Source organism: Trichocoleus sp. ST-U1 (genome assembly GCF_039961835.1).
Taxonomy (GTDB): Bacteria; Cyanobacteriota; Cyanobacteriia; order Cyanobacteriales; family FACHB-T130; genus FACHB-T130.
Genome location: NZ_JAMPJZ010000012.1, coordinates 73700 through 96351 on the forward strand (window position 1 = coordinate 73700; position 22652 = coordinate 96351).

23 protein-coding genes are annotated in these 22652 nt (G+C 44.6%); 13 read left to right on the forward strand and 10 right to left on the reverse strand.

Going from position 1 to position 22652, the window contains the following annotated elements; all coding sequences use genetic code 11:
* Positions 1-246 precede the first annotated feature (246 nt).
* Together NDA06_RS07180 and NDA06_RS07185 are read left to right on the forward strand one after the other, a co-directional pair.
* Positions 247-2784: a mannose-1-phosphate guanyltransferase gene (locus tag NDA06_RS07180; RefSeq protein WP_190412085.1), complete on the forward strand. Its 2538-nt coding sequence runs from the start codon at positions 247-249 to the stop codon at positions 2782-2784.
* Between the two features lie 183 nt (positions 2785-2967).
* Entirely contained in the window at positions 2968-3489 is a 522-nt protein-coding gene (locus NDA06_RS07185) for a single-stranded DNA-binding protein (protein WP_190438744.1), read from the forward strand.
* A 73-nt stretch (positions 3490-3562) separates the two neighbouring features.
* Here the strand turns inward: NDA06_RS07185 and NDA06_RS07190 are convergent, their stop codons facing one another.
* Positions 3563-3982, reverse strand: a complete 420-nt coding sequence (locus NDA06_RS07190; protein ID WP_190676045.1) for a hypothetical protein — start codon at positions 3980-3982, stop codon at positions 3563-3565.
* Between the two features lie 545 nt (positions 3983-4527).
* Here NDA06_RS07190 and NDA06_RS07195 point away from each other — a divergent pair.
* Complete coding sequence (locus NDA06_RS07195) at positions 4528-4686, forward strand: hypothetical protein (protein ID WP_339380631.1); 159 nt, start codon at positions 4528-4530, stop codon at positions 4684-4686.
* 33 nt (positions 4687-4719) lie between these two features.
* Here NDA06_RS07195 and NDA06_RS07200 read toward each other — a convergent pair whose 3' ends face one another.
* Positions 4720-5913, reverse strand: a complete 1194-nt coding sequence (locus tag NDA06_RS07200) for an RNA-guided endonuclease TnpB family protein (protein WP_190985163.1) — start codon at positions 5911-5913, stop codon at positions 4720-4722.
* 132 nt (positions 5914-6045) lie between these two features.
* Here NDA06_RS07200 and NDA06_RS07205 point away from each other — a divergent pair, with 132 nt between their 5' ends.
* The gene (locus NDA06_RS07205; protein WP_190440670.1) at positions 6046-6411 is read left to right on the forward strand and encodes a cupin domain-containing protein; all 366 of its coding nucleotides are present in this window, start codon (positions 6046-6048) and stop codon (positions 6409-6411) included.
* A gap of 658 nt (positions 6412-7069) precedes the next feature.
* Here NDA06_RS07205 and NDA06_RS07210 read toward each other — a convergent pair.
* Positions 7070-8011: a ParA family protein gene (locus NDA06_RS07210; protein WP_190412090.1), complete on the reverse strand. Its 942-nt coding sequence runs from the start codon at positions 8009-8011 to the stop codon at positions 7070-7072.
* A gap of 132 nt (positions 8012-8143) precedes the next feature.
* Between NDA06_RS07210 and NDA06_RS07215 the strand changes: the two genes are divergently transcribed.
* From NDA06_RS07215 to NDA06_RS07230, 4 genes are all read left to right on the forward strand, one after another.
* Complete coding sequence (locus tag NDA06_RS07215; RefSeq protein ID WP_206755344.1) at positions 8144-8323, forward strand: hypothetical protein; 180 nt, start codon at positions 8144-8146, stop codon at positions 8321-8323.
* A 22-nt stretch (positions 8324-8345) separates the two neighbouring features.
* Entirely contained in the window at positions 8346-8780 is a 435-nt protein-coding gene (locus NDA06_RS07220; protein ID WP_190985161.1) for an HHL1-like protein, read from the forward strand.
* A 278-nt stretch (positions 8781-9058) separates the two neighbouring features.
* Positions 9059-10498, forward strand: a complete 1440-nt coding sequence (locus NDA06_RS07225; RefSeq protein ID WP_190985160.1) for an AAA family ATPase — start codon at positions 9059-9061, stop codon at positions 10496-10498.
* Positions 10495-11181: a Rho termination factor N-terminal domain-containing protein gene (locus tag NDA06_RS07230; RefSeq protein ID WP_190527627.1), complete on the forward strand. Its 687-nt coding sequence runs from the start codon at positions 10495-10497 to the stop codon at positions 11179-11181. Before NDA06_RS07225 ends, NDA06_RS07230 begins: the two co-directional genes overlap by 4 nt.
* A gap of 93 nt (positions 11182-11274) precedes the next feature.
* Here NDA06_RS07230 and NDA06_RS07235 read toward each other — a convergent pair whose 3' ends face one another.
* Complete coding sequence (locus NDA06_RS07235; protein ID WP_190985159.1) at positions 11275-12264, reverse strand: glycosyltransferase; 990 nt, start codon at positions 12262-12264, stop codon at positions 11275-11277.
* A gap of 127 nt (positions 12265-12391) precedes the next feature.
* On the opposite strand from NDA06_RS07235, the gene NDA06_RS07240 reads away from it, so the two are divergent.
* Positions 12392-13624, forward strand: a complete 1233-nt coding sequence (locus NDA06_RS07240) for a glycosyltransferase family 4 protein (RefSeq protein ID WP_190985158.1) — start codon at positions 12392-12394, stop codon at positions 13622-13624.
* A 223-nt stretch (positions 13625-13847) separates the two neighbouring features.
* On the opposite strand, the gene NDA06_RS07245 is transcribed toward NDA06_RS07240, so the two are convergent.
* Positions 13848-14312, reverse strand: coding sequence for a TspO/MBR family protein (locus tag NDA06_RS07245; protein ID WP_190985157.1), 465 nt, complete (start codon positions 14310-14312; stop codon positions 13848-13850).
* Positions 14313-14577: 265 nt separating this feature from the next.
* Here NDA06_RS07245 and NDA06_RS07250 point away from each other — a divergent pair, with 265 nt between their 5' ends.
* Both NDA06_RS07250 and NDA06_RS07255 read left to right on the forward strand, forming a co-directional pair.
* Positions 14578-15093: a hypothetical protein gene (locus NDA06_RS07250; RefSeq protein ID WP_190985156.1), complete on the forward strand. Its 516-nt coding sequence runs from the start codon at positions 14578-14580 to the stop codon at positions 15091-15093.
* Between the two features lie 92 nt (positions 15094-15185).
* On the forward strand, positions 15186-15470 hold the full coding sequence (locus NDA06_RS07255; protein ID WP_199324018.1) for an acyl carrier protein: 285 nt from the start codon (positions 15186-15188) through the stop codon (positions 15468-15470).
* Positions 15471-15514: 44 nt separating this feature from the next.
* Here the strand turns inward: NDA06_RS07255 and NDA06_RS07260 are convergent, their stop codons facing one another.
* From NDA06_RS07260 to sufB, 5 genes are all read right to left on the reverse strand, one after another.
* Positions 15515-16147 (reverse strand): Uma2 family endonuclease, encoded by a 633-nt coding sequence (locus tag NDA06_RS07260; RefSeq protein WP_190985188.1) that lies wholly within the window; start codon positions 16145-16147, stop codon positions 15515-15517.
* Between the two features lie 185 nt (positions 16148-16332).
* On the reverse strand, positions 16333-17595 hold the full coding sequence (locus tag NDA06_RS07265) for a SufS family cysteine desulfurase (protein WP_190985155.1): 1263 nt from the start codon (positions 17593-17595) through the stop codon (positions 16333-16335).
* A 99-nt stretch (positions 17596-17694) separates the two neighbouring features.
* Positions 17695-19083 (reverse strand): Fe-S cluster assembly protein SufD, encoded by a 1389-nt coding sequence (sufD, locus tag NDA06_RS07270; protein ID WP_190985154.1) that lies wholly within the window; start codon positions 19081-19083, stop codon positions 17695-17697.
* Positions 19080-19871, reverse strand: coding sequence for a Fe-S cluster assembly ATPase SufC (sufC, locus tag NDA06_RS07275; RefSeq protein WP_190412100.1), 792 nt, complete (start codon positions 19869-19871; stop codon positions 19080-19082). The genes sufD and sufC overlap by 4 nt, the downstream gene beginning before the upstream one ends.
* Positions 19872-20044: 173 nt before the next feature.
* On the reverse strand, positions 20045-21484 hold the full coding sequence (sufB, locus tag NDA06_RS07280; RefSeq protein ID WP_190412101.1) for a Fe-S cluster assembly protein SufB: 1440 nt from the start codon (positions 21482-21484) through the stop codon (positions 20045-20047).
* A gap of 203 nt (positions 21485-21687) precedes the next feature.
* Between sufB and sufR the strand changes: the two genes are divergently transcribed.
* Positions 21688-22326, forward strand: a complete 639-nt coding sequence (gene sufR / locus NDA06_RS07285; protein WP_190985153.1) for an iron-sulfur cluster biosynthesis transcriptional regulator SufR — start codon at positions 21688-21690, stop codon at positions 22324-22326.
* Between the two features lie 12 nt (positions 22327-22338).
* Positions 22339-22596, forward strand: coding sequence for a hypothetical protein (locus tag NDA06_RS07290; protein ID WP_190412103.1), 258 nt, complete (start codon positions 22339-22341; stop codon positions 22594-22596).
* The last annotated feature ends 56 nt before the right edge of the window (positions 22597-22652 follow it).

Below are 22652 nucleotides of genomic sequence, written 5' to 3' on the forward strand. Positions count from 1 at the left end.
AGCAATTTTCTGGATTGAGGAGCCAGCAGATACCAGCAATCAACGAGATAATTAGGGAGTCGCCGCTAAATTTAACATCTGCTTTAAAATGAAAGCCTTAAAGGATTTGCCCAGAGTCAAGGCTGCACTCTAATCTTATGAGGGATACCTTAAATTTCAAGGGTATAGGAGACTAAAAGACAAGACTTAGGTCAACTTAAATCATCAAGGTCACGCCCGTACCATAACAAAGAATCTGGAGGACTTATGCGAGCAGTGCTGATGGCTGGCGGTTCGGGAACGCGGCTGAGACCGCTGACGTGCGATCTTCCCAAACCGATGGTGCCGATTCTGAATCGACCGATTGCAGAACACATTATCAATCTGCTCAAGCGGCATCAGATTACAGAGGTTATTGCCACTCTGCACTATCTCCCTGATGTCATGCGAGACTACTTCCAGGACGGCAGCGACTTTGGAGTGCAGATCACCTATGCGATTGAAGAAGACCAGCCTTTAGGTACGGCTGGTTGCGTCAAGAACATTGCTGAGTTACTAGATGAAACCTTTTTAGTCATTAGCGGCGACAGCATTACTGATTTTGATTTAACACAGGCAATTGAATTTCACAAAAAACAGAAGTCAAAAGCAACCCTGATTTTAACCCAAGTTCCCAACCCGATTGAATTTGGCGTAGTAATTACAGATGAAAAACAGAGAATTCGTCGGTTTTTAGAAAAGCCTTCTTCTAGCGAAATTTTCTCCGATACTGTCAACACCGGCACCTACATTCTGGAACCAGAAGTCCTGCAATACCTCCCCAGCAATCAAGAATCTGACTTCTCGAAAGACTTATTCCCATTGCTATTGGAACAAGACGAGCCGATGTACGGCTACGTTGCCCAAGGATATTGGTGCGATGTAGGTCATTTAGATGCTTACCGAGAGTCTCAATATGATGGCTTACATCAAAAAGTTAAATTAGACTTTGCTTACGAGCAAGTGTCTCCCGGACTGTGGATAGGTCAGAACACTCATATCGACCCATCAGCCAAAATTGAAGCGCCTGCACTGATCGGGAATAACTGCCGGATTGGGGCACGAGTGCATATCGAACCAGGAACCTCAATTGGTGACAATGTGACGATTGGAGCTGACGCAAACTTGAAGCGTCCAATTGTCTGGAATGGAGCGATTATTGGCGAGGAAGCGCATCTGCGGGCTTGCGTAATTGGCCGTGGTACCAGAGTCGATAGGCGATCGCACGTTTTGGAAGGAGCCGTCGTGGGTTCGCTCTCTACCGTTGGGGAAGAAGCGCAAGTTTCGCCCCAGGTGCGTGTTTGGCCTAGCAAACAAATTGAATCGGGCGCGACATTAAACATTAACTTGATTTGGGGTCACACGGCTCATCGCAATTTGTTTGGGCAACGCGGTGTGAGTGGGTTAGCGAATATCGACATCACTCCAGAATTTGCTGTCAAACTAGGTGCAGCTTACGGTTCCACATTAAAGCCCGGTTCCCAGATCACCATCTCCCGCGACCAGCGGAATATTTCCCGCATGGTCAGTCGCGCTTTGATTGCGGGTTTGATGTCGGTGGGTATTCACGTGCAAAACCTGGAAGCAACGGCAATCCCAATTTCCCGCACCGTCATTCCCACTTACTCGGTTGCCGGAGGTATCCACGTGCGGGTGCATCCAGATCGACCCGACCACATTTTGATCGAATTTTTCGATCGCAAGGGCATCAATATCTCGAAATCCCAAGAGAAAAAAATTGAGGGAGCTTATTTTAAGGAAGACTTGCGGCGAGTCCAGATTCAAGAAACTGGAAATGTCGCCTACCCCAGCCAGGTGCTAGATGTTTACAGCACGGCGTTTGAGAACCATCTAAATACGGGGGCAATTCGTAATTCAGGCTCGAAGGTAGTCATTGACTACGTTTATGCAGTTTCAGGAGCCATCCTGCCGCAACTGTTGGCAAAATTTGGCTGCGATGCTGTGGTACTGAATGCCAGCTTGAATCAAACGGGACTGGCTGCGGCAGAACGAGAAGCGTTGCTTAATCAGCTGGGTCATGTGGTAGAAGCGCTAAAAGCAAATTTTGGCGTCCAGGTATCAGCAAACGGAGAACAGTTAATTTTGGTGGATGAATCGGGTACGCCGATTCGCGGTGAAATGTTGACAGCGCTGATGGTTAACATGATTCTCACCGCACATCCCAGAGGAACGGTGGTGGTGCCGGTGCATAGCAGCAGTGCGGTAGAACAGATTGCTCGTCGCCACGATGCTAAGGTGATTCGCACGAAGGCAAATCCCACGGCGTTGATGGAAGCGTCTCAAGCGAATCCAAATGTGGTACTGGGTGGCAGTGGGGAAATGGGCTTTATTTTTCCACAGCTGCATCCGGGGTTTGATGCCATGTTCTGCATTGCCAAGATGATGGAGATGCTGACGATGCAAGAGCGAAATCTGGCGGCAATCCGCGCCGATCTCCCCCGCGTTTACCACAAGAGTTACACGGTGCGCTGCCCCTGGACGGCAAAAGGAGCCTTGATGCGCCATTTAGTAGAAACCCACCCAGCCGAACATCTGGAATTAGTGGATGGAGTGAAGATTTGCAACTACCAGGATGATAGCTGGGTACTAGTGTTGCCGGATGCGGGTGAGCCGCTGGTGCATATCTTCGCCAATAGTAATGACCGGGATTGGGTTGATGAAACCTTACGGGAGTATCGCGGTCGGGTTCAATCGTTTGTTGACCAAGAGGAAGGTGTGGAGGAAGTTAAATTGCAATTGGTGTAGGGTGTTAGGTAATCGGTAATCGGTGAAGAGCGATCGCTCCTTCATCCTTGGTTATTCGCTGATGACGAATGACGAATTGCGAATAACCAATTACCCGTTACCATACCCACTTTTGGGTCTTCTTTGGTACATTTGTTCTATTATGAATGAGACCGCTCGGTTCAGCGCGAGGATCTTGGAGTTATGAACAGCTGCATTTTAATGGCGGAGATTATCAGGGAACCGCAACTTCGTTACACGCCGGATACCCAAACGGCGGTTACGGAGATGATGGTACAGTTTCCTGGACTGCGGGCGGAAGACCCCCCGGCAACGGTGAAGGTCGTCGGCTGGGGCAATTTAGCGCAAGAAATTCAGGGAAGTTTCAAGAAGGGCGATCGCGTCATCCTTGAAGGTCGCCTGACGATGAACACCATTGACCGACAAGAAGGTTTTAAAGAAAAACGCGCCGAGTTGACGGTTTCCCGGATTCACAAAGTGGCAATCGATACAGATTTTGACACTTCGGTAGCCGAATCGGCTCCTCCCAGCAATGTCGTTCCAATGGGGTCGCGTCGTCCTAGCTCCGCACCCGCTGATGACAGCGATGGGGGAATGTCTGGAGACTTCCCAACAGAGGAAACACCGCCCAGTCGCGTTCCCACACGAACGGGCAGCCGTTCTACCCCACCGCCTCAAGGAGATATCGACGACATCCCCTTTTAGCCGTTATGGGTCATGAGTCATTAGTCTTTGGCAACATATTCATGGCTAAGGGCTAATCACTCGTAACTAATCGCTATTTGTGAAGATAATCGCCCAAAAAATCAAAGGGATCTTCGTCATCCCAGCAAGGTTCAGGCCACAGCCAGATGAGGTTGTGGTTAATATCTGCTTCAATTTCCTCACTGTCATCTCGTTCAAATAGCACTGCCAGTGCTGTCACGTCTCGCTCTCGCAAAGGCATGAGCGATGCGCCTTGAGTGCCTAAGTCATAGCTTTTCTTGGTTGAAAGGCCATAGGATATCAGAGCGTTTTCCCCAGCCACATAGCGCGCGGAAGGCTCGCTCTCAAGCTTTGACCTACAGAGGGCGAGTTCTAGGGGGAAGGTGGTGCTGTCGTTGCTAGATGAAGGGATAAGCATGGGTGCATACCGTAACAGCGTGGCAGCAGCTATATAAGCGAAGCGATCGCGCAAAAACCTAGAGCAGTCTTTCAATTCTGCGTAGATTCTGCGTAGAAGTGCTTCGCCTTCGCCTTTCCCGGCGGCAGAACGTTTTGCTTTCCAGCCTTGTTTTGCTTGCCGTTCCGGTTGCCAGCGATCTTTCTGATCCGTCGCAGTAAATGCACAACCCCTTACACCACAAAAGAGCGTAAGACCCCTTAATCAAGATAATTACTTTCTGGGTAGGAAGTTGTATTCTAACTTTCTGCTCTGCAACTGTCTATCTATCAATTTATGTAGGCACAAATTATCTAGGCACAAAGTAGTGCCACTTCTACAAGGCAAACTAAGCTTTACAAAAATTTACAACTAAGCCCTAATTATGAGGCGAACTCTGAGGAAGTGAAGTAATTTTGTTTAAGTAGCTCTGTTCACTCCTCCTCAAAAAATAGCCTGTGTTTCAACTTTTATACGTTCTGGTTCATGCAATCCAGCCAGTTTTAGTACCTCTATGCTTTTTGTGTGCGTGGATGTTGCTCCTTTTGATTGGCTGGAGTTTATTTAGTACGATCTCCGCGAGTTTTACCAAAGCGAAGCAAATGCACAGCGTACCCTGTACCAATTGCCGATATTTTACCGGCGATTACCGGCTCAAGTGTACCGTGCAACCCAGTATTGCCCAGACTGAAGAAGCGATTAACTGCTCTGACTATCGTCCAATTCCGGGTTTTTCGTTCCATTCTCAAGACACAATTTGACACTGCTCGGCGTAAACGCGCGAGATTCTTTCTTCAACCAGTCGATTTGCTCGTTGATGTCACCACCCGCGAGTAGAGATCGGTCTGTCCGAAAGCGTTAATTCCGGCGTGCCCCGCCGTATTTAAATCAATACCTGTTTGCCTTAAAGCTTTAGCCAAAATGTTTAGTGCGGCGTTGTGGTCGCGGTCTAATACAGTTCCACAGCCACATACATGAGTCCTGACTGATAGCGACTTCTTAACTGTCGCACCGCAGTTAGAACAATCTTGGGATGTATATTGAGGAGCAACAGCAACTACTGTTTTTCCGTACACCTTCCCTAAATACTGCAACCATTGGGCGAACTGTGACCAAGCTGCATCACTAATGCTTTTGGCAAGCTTGTGGTTTTTCACCATATTCTTCACCTGCAAGTCTTCGTAGGCTACGAAATCGCTAGATTTCACCACGCACAACGCCGTTTTTACGGCGAAGTCTTTACGCTGTCTACTGACTTTTAGGTGTTTTCTTCCTAGCCGATTAATGGCTTTCCGGCGGTTGGCTGATCCTTTCTTTTTCTTAGAAACTCTTCGTTGCAAGCGCTTCAGGGCTTTCTCGCTTTTTTGAAGATGGCGAGGGTTTGGAACAGTTTCTCCTGTGCTGTCGGTGTAGAAATGGGCTAATCCCACATCCAGCCCAACCGCTTTGCCCGTAGGAACGATTTCTTCTACTCGTTCTACATTGATGCAGAACTGGCTGTAGTAGCCGTCAGCGCGACGGATTACCCGCACTCGCTGAATCTCTTCGGAAGCGTAGAAATATAGGTCGCGAGAGCCGACTAACTTAAACGTTCCAGCTTTAAAGCCATCCGTGAAAGTCAAGTGTCTCTTATCGGAAGAAAGCTTCCACCCGCTAGTCTTGTACTCTACAGAGCGAGTACACTTCTTGAACTGCGGGAATCCTTTCTTCCCAGGCGAGTTCGCTTTGCAATTAGCAAAGAAACGTTGAATTGCAATCAGGGCGCGTTCAGCCGAGGCTTGACGCGCCATTGAGTTAAGCTTGCCTGCCCAATCAAACTCTTTGGCTAATACAGCACATTGTTTGTAGAGGTCAGAGAGCTTAATTCCTTGATTGTCCATCCAGTACCGGAGTGCTTTGTTGCGGATAAACTGCGCGGTTCGGATCATGTCGTCAATGACCCGATACTGCTCATGTCTACCTTTTAACTTGAACTCTAATACAATCATGGGAATATCCTACTGTGTTTATAGCAACTTATTGCTATAAACACAGAAAAATTGCCTTAGAAGGACGGGGCTTTAAACCCGTAATTTTTGGGTAAGATTACTGCGGGTGTTTTTTTACTCTCTGAATCGAGAATGCTAATTCAAAAGCTCCATGACTGCGAAGAATTTATTGCCGGTGATGCCACTCAGTTGAGGGAGTTATTGCATCCAGATAAACAGCCGGTAGAATTGCGTTACAGCTTGGCTCACGCGATTCTGCCGGTGGGACAAACTTCGACGCCGCACTCGCTAACAACTTCCGAGGTTTACTACATCCTTAGCGGTGCTGGTGAGATGCACATTGATGAAGAAACGCAGTTGGTAGAACCTGGAGATATGGTTTATATTCCGCCGAATGCCAAGCAATTTATTCACAGTTGCGGAACTGAACCGTTGGTGTTTATCTGCATTGTCGATCCGGCGTGGCGTAAGGAAGACGAAACAATTTACGACGCTTGAGTACACAAACGCAGGCAAAATTTATAATTTGCCTGCTACAGACATTTTGTTGCAAGCGATCGCATTACTTTTGAATTGCTTCCTGGCTCGGAAATACCTGATTCATTCAATTTAAATCTTTAAAACAACAACAGCACTCCAACCAGACTCGCTAAGTGATTTCCTCTTATGGGCAATTCGACGTGGAGTTGCACTAACTTAAAAAGTTTAGTTGTATCGCTCCCTAGTCACTAGCTTAGGAAATATCAGCCTTCTGGATGAGTGCTGCTGTTGTGGGATGAGACAGATGTTAGATGAAACAGCGTTTTTACCTCTCAAGTCGTATGTGAACCGCGCTGTAGAATCTGTCAGGGAAGCTGTTTAGCTTCATATTTTTACTTTAGCAGGCATTTTCAGAAGCACCCGTAAATGAAACCAAAATTCATGTTTTTGCAGGGAGATACTATTCAGATTATGAAACAAAGTTAAGTGGGAATCGCGGGTATGCAAGGATACGAGCGCGATCGCATCTACGAAACCCATACAAGCCCGTAGCGGAGAATCCTAGGGCGATAGGAACCTTCGGAACGTGGATTAAGTAGGGGCATGGCGCAGAAAAAGCCCCTACCCAAAAAATCGGAGGTTAATCAATCAACCGTTAACCGCTCATTACGAATCTTCAATCGAGGTTGGCTAAGTTCACCTTGGCTTCTGGAGCCTGGTAGATACCACCAGAAACTTGTAACTTCTGTAAAAACTCTTGCGTTAACTTAAGGAATGCTTTAGAGCCAGATGAATTGGGGTTGTTGAGACTCACCGGGGTAAAACTATCAACTGCCTTAGAGACATTTACATCCATTGGAATGCGGGTTTTGAAAATTTGAGCCGGGGTAAAATCTTCAGTAACTCGCTGCATCACTTGCTGGTAATATCTTCCACTCAGAATGTTCCCTGACATAATAAAGACAATTCCCATCAGGCGGAGATTGAGTAAGCCATCCAAATTATGACTTTCTTTGAGCTTATTAATCCGTCTTTCTAGCAGTTGAATTCCTACAACGGATAAAGGTTCTGGTCTAGCTGGCAGCAAGTAGAAATTACTAGCGACAATCCCACTACGAGTCAAAAGATTGTAGCCAGGAGCGCAGTCCAGAATAATGAAGTCGTAATCTTTAATTATCGGCTGTAAAATCCCTCTGACTAATTGCTTTTCAAACTCATTCCAAACTTGAATGAAGTTACTATTTCCATCCCTTAGCGCTCTTTCATGGAGCATTTCAGACACTAAAAATTCATCGTAGAGATCGATATCCCCCGGCAATAAATCCAGCCCTTTAACTGTGCAAACGTAAGGCTGAATAATATCTTGGATTGAAAGATTAGTTGGAAGATCGGGTTTAACTGCTTTATAAACCAGCTGTCTCAACGTGCGTTTCTCTTTCCGGCTCTTTCCAAAGTCCTGTGGGGACATCAGGCTGAGCGTAGCACTGATTTGCGTGTCTAAATCGACGACTAGAACCCGTTTCCCATGATGTTTGGCTAAACAAGTCGCCAAGTTGACACTGAGAGTCGTCTTACCGACGCCGCCTTTCATGTTTACCGTTGCAATTACATATCCCATTTGTTAGCTCCTCTCAAGCCTACGCCCCGCTAAATACAAAGCGAATCGCAGTCACTCAATCCCTGGTCAACTGTTACAGCCTTAATAATAATCTTGGATTCGCCGTCGTAAGGCAATAGCGCGATATGAGAGTTGCGACGATTTGGGATCGCGGTGTTCCGTTCGTCAGGTACATCGCCCATTAAAGCGGAATCTCTCCAGAATAACGATAGCAAGCGCGATCGCTTCTCTTACCCTACAGCGTTTGCCAAGCGATCGCGCTTAAATCAACTCTCCCAGATTTCTGAAAATTCTGTAAACTTTTATAAATAAAGCAAAAGAGCAATCAATATCTATGACAACTAATAGTGGATTTGGCAAAGTTCAAAAAAGCAAAAAAACTCCCAAAAACTCCGCCAAACGCGCCGAAGCCTCCAAGCAGTACGACAAGATGAAGGGGGACGGAGTACCAGAATTCAATATTTACATTCGCATCCAAGGTAAAAAAAACTGGTTTCCAGTCGGTTCCCTGGCGGTGAATCGCACCAGCAAAATTAATCAAGCCATCTTCGACACTCAGGAAGACTTACGCCAAGGAGCCTTCCGTCTGTTTCCCGTCCTCCGCAAGAACCAGAACAATTTGGAATACGGCTATCGTCTCAAGGGTTCTGAATATGCAGATGAGCCAATCCAAGTTGCCGTTCCTCCTCAGCCATCTGTACCAAACGCGATCCAAGCAACGCTCGATAAGTTGAAGAATCGCTTCTCTGCTCTCCTGAAACGCAATTAATTTATTTAGTTGAAGGATGCGATCTCTCGTTTAGGATGTCCGTAAGCGCTACTCGCATAGAATATGCCGTTCTTAGCGGCTGTTTGCGTAGCCGGGAAGAAAACGCGATCGCATCCAACTCACTTCTGCCACTGCCAGTTGAGCAGACGCTAAACTTTAAAAGGAACTTGACCCATGTCCTTAAGAAGCGGTCAATACCCTAATACGAAAAACCTCGCTCTGAGGACAATCAGATAGGTTTAAGGTTTCAATGAGTGCCGTGGAGAGGAAGAACACAATTGAACTTCAACCCTGAGCTTTGCCGAAATGAGAGTGAAGTAGAAAGTAAACTCATCGTTCAATATCTGCTGCCACAGCTAGGATATACTCCAGAAACTTGGCATCAAGAGATTGCCGTTGGCAGTATTCGATTAGACTTTTTGGCATTTGCAGCGCAAGTCATCCCATTTGTGTTGGATGACAACTCGCCATTAAGCGTTGTAATGGAAGCAAAGCATCCCAATCAAAACTTAAATAGACATACTGGCAGACTCAAGCGCTACTTAATGAGTTTGAATGTAGAATATGGATTGTTAACAAATGGCAAGGAACTCAGAATTTATAAAAAAAATCAGGATAATATTCAGCTAGTATTTCACTGTTCCGGCAGAGAGATTAGCTCTAAAATAGACAATATAAAAACTATTATTGGTAGAAATAACTTAAATGAAAAAACTACTGAATATCCAACCAATATCAAAATTAATCTTGAAAACGCTCAAAATGAACCTTTGTTAGAGGAAAAAACATTACAACCTGAATTAATTAATTCTCAACTCAGATCCACACCAATTATTCAACAAAAAAGGCAACATACTGTGAAAACAATTGCGGTTTACCACAACAAAGGCGGCGTAGGCAAAACAACAACCGTTGTTAACCTAGCCGCTGCTATCAGAAAGAAAGGCAAAAAAGTCCTGATTGTTGACTTAGATAGTCAAGCTAACACTACCTTTGCCGCAGGTTTAGCAAAATTTGATGATGAAGAACTAGATGAGCTAAAAGATTGCAATGTTCGTCATCTATTGAGGTCAGAAGAGTTTTACCCTATAAACGAAGTTGCTAAGAAATCTCAGTATAGTAACCCTGAAATTGATGTGTTGCCTTCCCACATCAGTTTAATGCAATACGAAATTGAGCTAAACCAACAAGATTCTAGTAAACTAATGCTCCTGCAAAAACTAAAAGCAGTAGAGGCTCAATACGATGTTGTAATTATTGATACGCCACCATCTTTAAACCTTTATGCCAGAATTGCTCTAATCACCGCTGACTATCTAATTATTCCTTCCGATCTAAAACCCTTTGCTAATCAAGGGTTAGTAAACGTCAAGGATTTTGTTAAAACAAATAATGAGTTCAGAAAATTTCTCAATAAACCAGCTATTGAAATATTAGGTGTTCTTCCTAGTAAAATATCTACGAATTCAAGATTTGTTCAATATACTTTACCACGGCGCTTAGAGGTAATTCCCAAACGCTACGATTTGAAAGTAATGGAAAGCGTTATTTATGAAAGAGAGGAGCTGGCAAAGTGTACCGAAAAAGTTCAGATTGTAGGTAACATGGAAATACCAGATCCAATCTCGGTGCTTGATTTCAAGCCGGATTCTACCTCCGCTCAGGAATTTAATTTACTAGCAGAAGAAGTTTTGCGAGCAATAGGACTAACTGTATGAAATTATCTACTTCGCTCGTAGGAGTAAAAAAAATCAACTCTAATGTTCCTCGTTCAGAATTTTCAGAGGATGAGTTAAATCTGACTGCTGAGTTAATTCTAAAAGCTGAAGGTATTATTAATCCTCTAGTTATTCGCAGAACCAGTCGGGAATCCTATGAGGTAGTTAACGGACACTTTGAATACTACGCCGCTGTTAAGGCTCGTGAGATAGATCCCCGTAAAGGAGAAATGATTGGAGCTTTCATTATTGAATCAGAAAATGAGGAAGTTCTCATGGATCAGATTAAAGTCCTGAGAAATCGAGATTTTAATAATGAATCCCAAGTTGCTGACACACAGCCTTTAAATACGGTTGAATCATCAAATAAGGTAATACAATTTGAAAGTTTATTGCCTGAAATTGAAAGTTTGATAGATAGAAAACTTCAACTGATTAGCAGCAGGATCAGCGAACATATTGATGAATTTGTTCAAAAAATTGAACCGCTCCTGAATCAGCCAGAAAAAGTAGAACAGAAGGAAGGTGATAAGACTCCAATTGAAAAACCAGACTACGATATAATGAAACTTTCGCAGTTAAAATCAATCGCGAAAGAACGGAATATAGAAGGACGTACAAAAATGACAAAAAAAGAGCAATTTATTACAGCTCTTAACAAAGCTGATGCAAGTCGAAAGTAACTAATAACCTCATTATTTAACTTGGTGAAACGCATTAAACGCGGTGTTTCGCCAGCTAGCTGGGAACAGCGATCGCTCCAATTAACTTCCTCATCAATTAGCCGCTTCTCGAACTTGCTCAGCGTAATCTTTGGGGCGAATTTTACGAAAAGTTTGAAGAGCGAATTGCCGCAAGCTGGTAGGCAAATAAGACAGCACGATCCCAAACGTTGCTTGACGCGAACTTCCCAAAATTTGACTAGATTCTTGCAAAAGTTTGCGTCCTTCTAAAGTTTCGCCATTTTCAATCAGTCTTAAACCCAGCGCTTTCCGGGTTCCGGCAAGTTTATTTAATCGGGCTTTTTCTAATTGCTGCTCCGGGAATTTGTAACTATTTAGGCAGAAGGATTTTGCTTTCAAAAAGTGAATATTTTGTTTTAGGCTGGTTTGCCCCCCGTGCATTCGATATTCCATGAGGAATTCTGGTAGGAAGTATCCATTCTTGCCTGCGATCGCTAACCTCACCAGTAAATCAAAATCCTCACAACCATCTGCTTCCGGGCGCATATAATCAACTTCTTTCAAACACTCCATCCGAAAGAGCGTAGAACCAACCTGTAAGCTTTGTTTTTGGAAAGTTTCCGTAATTAAATCCGGAATCATTCCCTCGTTGAGTTTGTCCTTCCCCCACTTAGCAGAATTTTCTAAAGTAGCTGATTCATTTCTTTCCCCTCTGGCATCTATAATCCAGTGGTTTGTACAAACAAAATCTATGGTTGGATTAGCGTCTAAAACAGCTACCGTTTTTTCTAAAAATTCAGGCGTTAATGCATCATCATCGTCAAATTTAATAAAATAAGTTCCACCAGCGGCATCAAAACCAGAACGCATATTTCGGCTGCGCTTAATATTAACCGGGTGCCGGATATAGCGAATTCTCGGATCGTTCCATTGACTCACTACTGCTGGGGTGTCATCAGTAGAACCATCGTCACAGATGATTAGTTCAAAATCTGTATAAGTTTGAGCCAGTACGCTATTTACTGCATAAGGCAACAAATTAGCTCGATTGTAGGTAGGGATGGAAATGCTAACTTTGGGCATAAGCTGAAGTTGTTACTGATTATTTTTACGCAGTAGAGACACGCTCTGGCAAGTCTAGTATGAGGCGAAAGTCTATAGTATCGATATTATCCCTCTCCGTAAAATCTAACCAAACGCTCAGTCTACGATGAAGATTTTAATGCTCTCTTCCACCTTTCCCTATCCGCCAACACGGGGGGGAACGCAAGTAAGGACGTTTAATTTACTCAAGTATCTCAAGTCTAGCCATGCGATTACTCTAATTACGCAGCGCAGTGGAGATGTTACGGACGAAGAAATAAAAGGACTGCAAGAGTGGGTGGACGAGTTGGTGGTTTTTCCGCGCCCACAGGAAAGTTCTCAAGGAGGCGTGTTGGGGAAACTGCGGCGCTTCAGTACGTTTTTGCAGGAGGGAACACCCCCCAGCGTGCTGTCTCTCTACTCGCCAGAGATTCAGAAATGGGTGGATGAAGCAGTTGCTGCTGGCAAGTTTGAGGCGATTACTTGCGAACATTGCGTGAATGAAATCTATGTGCGTCCTGAGTGGCGGCGCAAGGATGGGAAAACCTCAGCGCTGCGGACGCTGGTAAATATTCATAGTTCTGTCTACGGGACGTGCAAGAACCAGCTGGAAACGGGGACATCTGAGAAGCCATTGCGAGACAAGCTGAATTTGCCGCTGTTGCGCCGCTATGAGCAGCGCTACTGTTCTAAATTTTCGGCAATTGTGGTGACGACGGAGGAAGATAAGCAACAAATTCAGGAATTTAATCCCAACGCCCACATTCAAGTGATTCCGAATGGGGTAGATTTTACTCAGTTTCCCATGCGTTCTGCCGATCCGGGAGGACACCGATTAATTTTTATTGGGGCGATGGATAACACGCCGAATATTGATGCGGTGCGCTTTTTTAGCTTGGAGGTGTTCCCGGAGGTTCAGAAGCGATATCCGGATGCGACGCTGGAACTGGTGGGCGCTCGTCCTGGAACGGAAGTTGTAGATTTAGGGAAGCGTCCTGGGATTACGGTTACGGGGCGCGTGCCTTCAATGGCAGAGTATTTGCACAAGTCTTGCGTCTGCGTGGTGCCGATGCGGACAGGATTTGGGATCAAAAATAAAACGCTGGAGGCAATGGCAGCTGGGGTGCCCGTAGTGGGGAGCGATCGCGGTTTGGAAGGATTAGCGGTGGACGGGGAAAGTGTGCCGTTACGCGCGTTACGCGCTAATCGGGTGGAAGAGTATGTGGATGCGATCGCTAAGTTGTTTGAAGATGCGGATCTCAGAGAGCAGTTATCGAAAAATGCGCGATCGCTCATCGAAACCGAATATACGTGGGAAAGCGCCGGATCTCGTTACGAACAGGTACTGCTTTCACCTTAAAGCCCTCGTTAACGGGAAAGTAGAATTTCTCCCTCCTCGTGCCTCTCTCTATTCCCCGCTAGTGAGGGAAGACAAGCAAGAAGGAAGGATTAAATGTTTCCCAGTAAGCTGCTTTACGCCGCCTTAGCCGCAGGGCGTCCTCGCTTCGATAGAAGTTAAACCCTTGCGCTGGTACCACTCCTCTCAACCTAGCAAGAAGCGGGCCGGGGGGGCGTTCGCATCTCTAAGCATCGCCAGGATTGAGCTGCATCATTTTCCAGGTAGTAAAAGTTCCAATCGGACTCCACAAAACATAGGGAACTAGCAACAGAGACGCCCAACCGGAAATCGGCAAGACTGTTAGTGCCAGAATTAAACCTAAAACGGAACCAATTGCACCAATAATTGTGCCAACTTTGAGACTGCGTAACCTCAGCATCATAGGGTTGTAGGCGACAATTGCAATTTCTACTAAAAGATAGAACGCCATTAGTCCCCAATTTTTGGTGCGTTCCCAGACAATATAAGCTGACCAAGCACCGCAAATAAAAACCACTGTCCAGATCAGTGGAATTAATGGCTCAAAAGTTAGCCACCTGGGTCGTTGCAGGCGTTTGAACCACTTAACATCATTTGGCGTAATGATGTTACTCCCCATCGCCACTAAAAGAGTCACGCCCCCAATCACCATCCAAGATTTAATAACCATTCCCCTTCCCTTCGCTCCACCAGACCTTGCAAGCCCTTTGTAGCGATTGTGTCAAGTTCAGGAGGAACCTGTAATCACCCCCTAGTCTGAAACTAAGTAGTGATCGCGCTTAATTTATGTTCTGGGGAGTTGGGAGGGCGATTGCTGGTGTTGTGGTTGGGGAATGCGATCGCTACTATTCTAGCGGTGTCTATTTGCTGTGTAGCAATATCTTGATGAGTGACACATACAATATAGAATGTAGACGATTTTTCCCTAAAAAATTATGACTGTTCGCTCAAACCAACCTCCTGTAGAAAATTTTCCGGCAGTGATGTCAAGACTTTATAGTCAGTCTGAGGATGTCAGAATTGCTGCGCTTCCTGAAATATTGCAATACGGTCAGCTAGGGAAAGATTTATTAATCAAAATCATCGAAACCGAAAAAGGAGCGTTACTAGAATCAGCTTTTGAATTATTTATCGATGTATCAAGCAAGAAATATGAGCAATTAACTATAGAACTAAATAAGTCTAATGAATCTTTAAATGATGTTACTAAAAAAATAGATAAAGAAATTAGTCAATTAAATTCTCATGTTAGCCAGTTGGATAAAGAAATTAATCAATTAAAGTTTCAGATTAACCAGTTGCAAAAAGAAATTGAAAATTTAGAAAACAATAAAAATAGGTTAACACAGAAAAGTAATGAATTGAGCCAGTATAGACTCCATGAAGAAGCAAAAGAAAAAGATAAAATTAAAGCTCGTATGAATTATGTCATAAAAAAAGGGAAGAAGTAGAAGAGGAAATTCAAAAAACTTTCTCACGACTTAACATTAGTAGCCAATCTAATATTAAGCAAATTTATACTCTTCAGTATCATCCTCATTTTTTGCCTAATATAACTATTTTTATAAGACTCAAAATTATAGTTTCAACACAGCTTGAGATAGAAACTGATAAAATTACTTTAAATACAAATTTTGCTCACGCTCTTAGAGCTGATGAGCTTGATGGCAAAGAAGTTATATTAGCTATAGAAGAGGAGTTCGATATAGAAATTACTGATGAATATATATATAATTATACAGGTTTAAGTGGTTATCCTAATTTCACTATGAAAGATATTTTTGAATATATAATTTCTCATAAAAAGCAGAATATAGAGGCTATCTAGCTATAAATTGGGGATAATTAAGTATAGTATTTGCTGCTACTCCACTAAGATATTTTCTGCCTCACCCAAGCGCGAAATGACTTCAATAAGGCAATTTCTCCCATAGTTTTACTTTGCTCGATAAAATTACTGATTTCAGTTACCGATACGATGGGAAAGGCAATGCTGTATTCGCACTCGATATATTTTCCTTCTGTTAGCTGATAGAATTTTAAATCTCGTCCGTTGTATCTCCAGAGTTCAGTGACACCCAGCGCTGAGTAAATCTCAAACTTGTTAACAGAACTGCTGGTAATATCGATTTCAATTGCTAAATCTGGCGGCAGATCTGTTTCTAAATCCAGTTTTTGCTTACCTCTTACGGCTGGTTCGTTTTGGATATAGTAACAATTATCTGGTTCTATGCCTCGATTGGCTATTTTTCTCTTCAAAGTAGTAGAACCAGCGCTTTTAATTTCTATTTGTAATTCTTCAGCTAAGGCGAAGATTAAGCGGTCAAATTGTATTTTGGGGTTTTCATGTTCAAAAAGCGGGGTCATAAGTTCTAGAGTGCTTCCGTCATAAGCAAACCGCCAGCCTCTATCCTCACCTGTTTCTATCAGCAAGGCTTCTAAAGTTTCCCAGCTAATGTTGGGTAGTAAGGTTCTTTGTTCGGCTGGAGTTGAGGTGATAATCATCACTAAATTCGCCCAATTATTAATAGTGGATAAGGTGGGCATTACACTTAAAGAGGCGGTTGAAACCGCAGCTACACAGACAAAACCTGCCTACGCAGGTTTCAAAACCTTGTGTTTCTTTAAGTCCGCGCAGGCGGACTTCGTTTGTGTAGCCGCGAATTACATTCGCCAGGGCTTAAGTTAACTTAGCCGAAGATACTGCCAAAAAATTCGACAGCTTCTTTTAAAGATGCGATGAAAAGATCAATCTCTTCGCGGGTGTTGTAGAAATACAAACTTGCCCGTGCAGTAGATTGCACTTTCAAGTAACGGTGTAAAGGTTGGGTGCAGTGGTGTCCGGCACGGATGGCGATGCCAGCTTGATCTAAAATGGTAGACAAGTCGTGAGGGTGGACATCTCCAGCGGTGAATGCAGCCAGCGCGGCTCTACCTTCTCCAGTGCTGGTGGGTTGTGGCCCATAAGTTTTGATTTCTGGGATTTGCTGCAACTGTTGGAAGAGATAAGCTGTTAACTCGGCTTCGTAGGTATGGATATTGTGCATCCCAATACCACTAAGATAATCTACAGCTGCACCGAGCGCGATAGCTTCCCCAATTGAGGGCGTTCCGGCTTCAAACTTATGCGGCAAATCTGCATAAGTAGCATGGTCGAGAAATACATCTGCAATCATCTCCCCACCGCCTAAAAAGGGAGGCATGGAACGCAGCAAATCTAGCTTACCGTAGAGGAAGCCAATCCCAGTCGGAGCGCACATTTTGTGACCGGAGGCGACTAGCCAATCGCAGTCTATGGCTTGCACGTCTAACACCATGTGAGGTGCAGCTTGGCAAGCGTCAATTAAGACTTTGGCACCGTATTTGTGAGCAATTTCGGTTATCGATTTAACTGGGTTAATACATCCCAATGTGTTAGAGACATAAACAGTGCTAACCAGTTTGGTTTTGTCGGAAATTAGAGATTTGAAGTGTTCTAAATCAAAAATTCCGTCTGGCGTTAGTTCTACAAATTTCAGCACCGCGCCCGTTCTTTGCGCCACGAACTGCCAAGGAATTAGATTGCTGTGGTGTTCCATTACGGAGAGGATGATTTCATCCCCTCGCTGCAAATTGTTCATTCCCCAACTGTAAGCGATTAAGTTAATCGCTTCGCTGGCGTTGCGGGTGTAGATAATTTCTTGACGCGAGGCAGCATTTACAAAAGCAGCAACTTTGTCTCTAGCACCTTCGTAGGCATCTGTGGCTTTGGCGCTGAGGGTGTGAACGCCCCGATGTACGTTTGAATTGTACTGCTCATAGTAATCCCGAATGGCGTTTAACACCGCCAGAGGTTTTTGGGATGTGGCGGCATTGTCTAGATAAACTAGGGGTTTGCCGTTGACTTCTTGGTGCAGAATTGGGAAATCTGCACGGACTTTATCGGCTAGTGTTCTATCTTTGGTAAGAGTCATGGGTAAAAAGGTAATGGGTAATTGATAATTGGTAATTGGTAACTGGTAAAAGTTATTTCTTCAAAATTACATTACTTATTACCGATTACCTATTCCAGACTATTCGAGGGTTCTACAAGCGACACATCGAGAGAGACTTGTTTGCAGAGATGCGATAGGAATCTGGTTGATAATTTCTATCGCAAAAGCGTCAACTAACAAGTTGTTAGCACTCACCTTGTCTAAACCACGACTTTGCAGGTAAAAGACTTCCTCATCATCCAACTGACTTACCGTGGCACCGTGAGTACATTTCACGTTATCGGCAATGATTTCCAGTTGGGGTTTGGTATCGACTCTCGCTTTAGGCGACAACAGCAAGTTACGATTTAATTGTCCCGCATCCGTCAATTGTGCTGCTTTGGCAACTAAGACTTTACCGTTAAATACGGAATGAGCCTTGTCAGCCACAATACACTTTTGTAATTGACGAGTTGTGCTGTGGGGATGGTTGAGAATAATCGCGCTGTGAGTATCGCCAATCTGTTCCCCAGAGATCATGGTTAAACCATTGAGGGTAGTTTCAGTTTGTTCGCCCAACTGATAAATTTCTAGGTTGTGGCGGGATATTTTGCCACCCAAACTCACTGCATTGCAAGTGTAGCGGCTGTTACGAGATTGCGCGATCGCACTCTTGCCAATATGAAACGCTGCGCCACTATCTCGTTGAATCCGGTTGTGGCGAACTTCAGCATTTTCTTCTACCCAAATCTCTGTAACCGTATTGATTAAATACGGATGAGTTTTATCCGCACACCAGTCGCCGACTGGCAAATAATCTTCTATTAGGGTTACTTGAGAGTTAGATTCAGCGACGACCAAACAGCGTGGCTGAGATAGGGTAGGGCGATCGCTAAAAGTAGACAGAAACAGCAAATGAATCGGTGTTTCTACTACCACATTCTTCGCTACCCACACTACAGCAGCATCAGTTAAGCCTGCTGTATTTAAGGCGGTGAATACCTCATCAAAACCCTTTTGTTGGGCAAAATAATTATCGATGCGAGTGCGATAAGTTATTGGCAGTTGGGCTAAATTTCCGGCAAATATCCCATCTGGCAGATTAGCAACAGATGACAGCGCAGGTGCATAAACACCGTTAACGAAAACTAGACGACTTTCGGCTGCTTCTGCTAAAGTCAATCCTTCAATTGCTGACTGGGATACATCCGCAGATTTCGCAGCTTGGAAAGACAACTTTAACAAAGCCGAGATGTCTGTGACACGCCACTCTTCATCGCGGGTGGTGGGAAACTTGAGATGAGGTAGCCAGGAAGCAGCGCGATCGCGTAATTCTTGCAACCAGCCAACCATCTCTGGATCGAGTACCTGTAATTCTTGACTGCGAGACAAGTTTAACAACTCAACCAGCTTGGCATCTCGATTAGCCGCAGCAGACTTTAACCCAACTTCTTCTGGATTGGGAATAGAAGTTACTTGAATTGTCATTTTGCACCCACCTCAGCTGCTTCTTCTTCCCTTACCCACTCATAACCGCGAGATTCCAATTCCAACGCCAATTCTTTACCACCACTGGTAATAATTCGTCCGGCTTCCATGACGTGAACGAAATCTGGCACGATGTAATTCAGTAGTCGCTGATAGTGAGTAATCACCAGCATCGCATTCTCTGCATTTGCCAGCTGATTCACACCATCCGCCACAATCTTCAGCGCGTCAATATCTAGCCCTGAATCCGTTTCATCTAAAATGGCTAACTTTGGTTCTAGCAGTGCCATTTGCAGAATCTCGTTCCGCTTCTTCTCACCACCAGAAAAACCTTCATTTACACTGCGGCTAAGGAAAGCAGGATTCATCTTTACCACATCCAGCTTTTCATGCACCAACTCATCAAAATCAAAAGCATCCAATTCCTCTAATCCCTCAGCCTTGCGACGGGAATTATAGGCAACTCTGAGGAAATCCACATTACTAACACCAGGAATTTCCAAAGGATATTGAAACGCCAAAAATATCCCAGCCCTAGCGCGTTCTTCTGCTTCCATTTCTAGAAGATTTTGACCTCGGAAAATTACCTCACCGCCCGTCACCTCATACGCCGGATGCCCAGCCAAAACCTTAGAAAAGGTGCTTTTTCCGGAACCATTTGGTCCCATAATGGCATGGATTTCTCCCGCCTTTACTTCTAGATTCAAACCCTTAAGAATCGGAGTTTCATCAACATTTGCCGTGAGATCCCGAACTGATAGGATCACCTCACTATTTTCAATAATCATCTTTCCTCTCTTTTTCCTCTATGCCCTTAGCGTCTTCGCGTTTTTTATTCTATTTCAGCCTAAAAGTAGGCAATGCCCGCCTTACCTTTTTGAGTAAAGAAATTCAACCGTAGATAAACACAGATAACACGGATAATTTATCGGCGTTTATCTGTGTTTATCTGTAGTTTCATTTATCCCACACTGCCTTCTAACTTCATGCTCAACAACCTATCAGCTTCAACAGCAAATTCCATCGGCAGCTGATTAAACACATCCTTACAGAAGCCGCTAATCATCATCGAAATAGCATCTTCTGCGGAAATGCCCCGCTGCGAGAAAAAGAACAGCTGTTCTTCCCCAATTTTTGAGGTAGAAGCTTCATGCTCCACTTTCCCGGTGTTATTCTGCACCTGGATATAAGGGAAAGTATTCGCTTGGGCATTATCGCCAATCAGCATCGAGTCGCACTGAGAATAATTTCTCGCACCCTTTGCCTTAGGGCCAATTTTCACCAAACCGCGATAGCTATTTGCCGACTTACCCGCCGAAATTCCCTTGGAAATAATCGTGCTGCGGGTGTTTTTGCCGATATGCACCATTTTGGTTCCGGTGTCGGCTTGCTGCATATGATTCGTGAGGGCAACAGAGTAAAATTCACCCACAGAATTATCGCCAACTAACACGCAACTTGGGTACTTCCAGGTAATCGCGGAACCCGTTTCTACCTGCGTCCAAGAAATCTTAGAATTGACTCCCTGACACAGCCCGCGCTTGGTAACAAAGTTGTAAATACCGCCTTTGCCATTTTCGTCGCCGGGGTACCAGTTTTGTACCGTGGAGTATTTAATTTCAGCGTTGTCGAGGGCAACCAGTTCCACCACAGCCGCGTGCAGCTGGTTGGTGTCAAACATCGGTGCTGTGCAGCCTTCCAGATATGACACAGAGCTGCCTTCTTCGGCAATAATTAGCGTGCGCTCAAACTGCCCTGTATCTCCGCTGTTGATGCGGAAGTAGGTGGAGAGTTCCATCGGGCATTTGGTGCCTTTGGGGATGTAGACGAAGGAACCATCGCTAAATACGGCTGAGTTGAGGGCGGCGAAGTAATTATCTGCTACTGGCACAACGCTGCCGAGGTACTTCTGCACCAGTTCTGGGTGTTCCCGCAAAGCTTCGGAAATGGAACAGAAGATCACGCCGTCTTTGGCTAGCTTCTCTTTAAATGTTGTGGCAACTGAAACACTATCAAAGATGGCATCTACGGCAACGTTAGACAACCGCTTTTGCTCTGAAAGCGAAATCCCTAGCTTCTCGTAGGCTTCTAACAAAGTTGGATCGACTTCATCTAGGCTACCCAGCTTTTTGGGCTTTTGCTTCGGCGCGGAGTAGTAGATGATGTCCTGGTAGTCAATAGCCGGATACTTGACATGAGGCCAAGTTGGCTCTGTCATCTTCAGCCATTGCCGATAGGCTTTGAGGCGAAACTCTAGCATGAACTCCGGTTCTTCTTTCTTGGCGGAGATCAGGCGAACAACGTCCTCACTAAGTCCGCGAGGAATGCTATCTGTTTCAATGTCTGTGACAAACCCGTATTTATAGGGCTGATTGACTAAGGTTTTAACGCTAGCAGTCATAGATAAAAGTGTTCTCGCGTGTTTGTTTCGGACAAATCTCTCAGGATGGCAGGCTCAGGGCATGGGCGTCCGGAGTAGATCGCCCAGTCAAACTGCAACTACAATAGTAAAACAACAGGCTTGTTGCTTTACTTAATTCTATTTTAAAATACTTTAGCAACATAGATGTTGTCAAAGTCCAGTAGGAATTTTACCGCAAGACGATGGCGATTACTCAGCAGCCTTCCACCAAACAGGACATCTTGCAACATTTACTGAAAACAGGTCAAGCCACGGCTCAGGAGCTGGCTGACGCCTTTGAGGTAAGTCCGCAGGCGATTCGGCGTCATCTGAAGGATTTGGAGACAGAAGGGCTAATCGTGCATCAATCGGTGCCTGCGGCGATGGGACGCCCGCAGCACGTCTACGAGCTGAGTCAAGAAGGGCGCGATCGCTTCCCCAGTCGTTACGGAGAGTTTGCCGTTGATTTCCTAGACACCTTGACAGAAACGCTCGGTTATGAGCAAGCCAGTACCGTGTTGCGAAAGCACTGGGAACGCAAGGCGATGGAATATCGAGTGAGACTGGGAAGGGGCAATTTGCGCGATCGCGTTGCCAAATTAGTCGAACTCCGCAAAGCTGAAGGTTATATGGCAGAGTGGTATCCTCTGGAGGAAAACGATACTCAATTTATATTGGTAGAGCATAACTGTGCCATTTCCCACGTCGCCTCGTCTTTTCCCAGCGTTTGCGGACATGAATTAGAAATGTTTGCTGCTGCTCTGCAAGATTGTAAAGTAGAACGGACGCACTGGATTATTAACGGAGAACATCGCTGCGGCTATTTAATTAAGGAACAGTAACTAAAAATATTTATGACTCAACCACAGCAACCATCAGAACAATTTTTGACATACGAAGAAGCGGTTAAGGTAGATTCAGCACTGCTTCAAACTCATGAAAAATTTATAACAAGATTAACTATTTCATCTCTAAGAGTGTTGAAACACATCGCCGAAGAGTACGGTGTTGTTATTGAAGATTTAACACCTGAGCAGATTATCACTTGGTTTGAGAAGGATTCAAAAATTAGGCGCGAACAGGGAAGCGATGCCGCATTTTTGAAGTGGTAATCTTAGTTGCTGCGTATTTCTGACGCAGAAATATAGTTATAAACAAGCTCAATAAA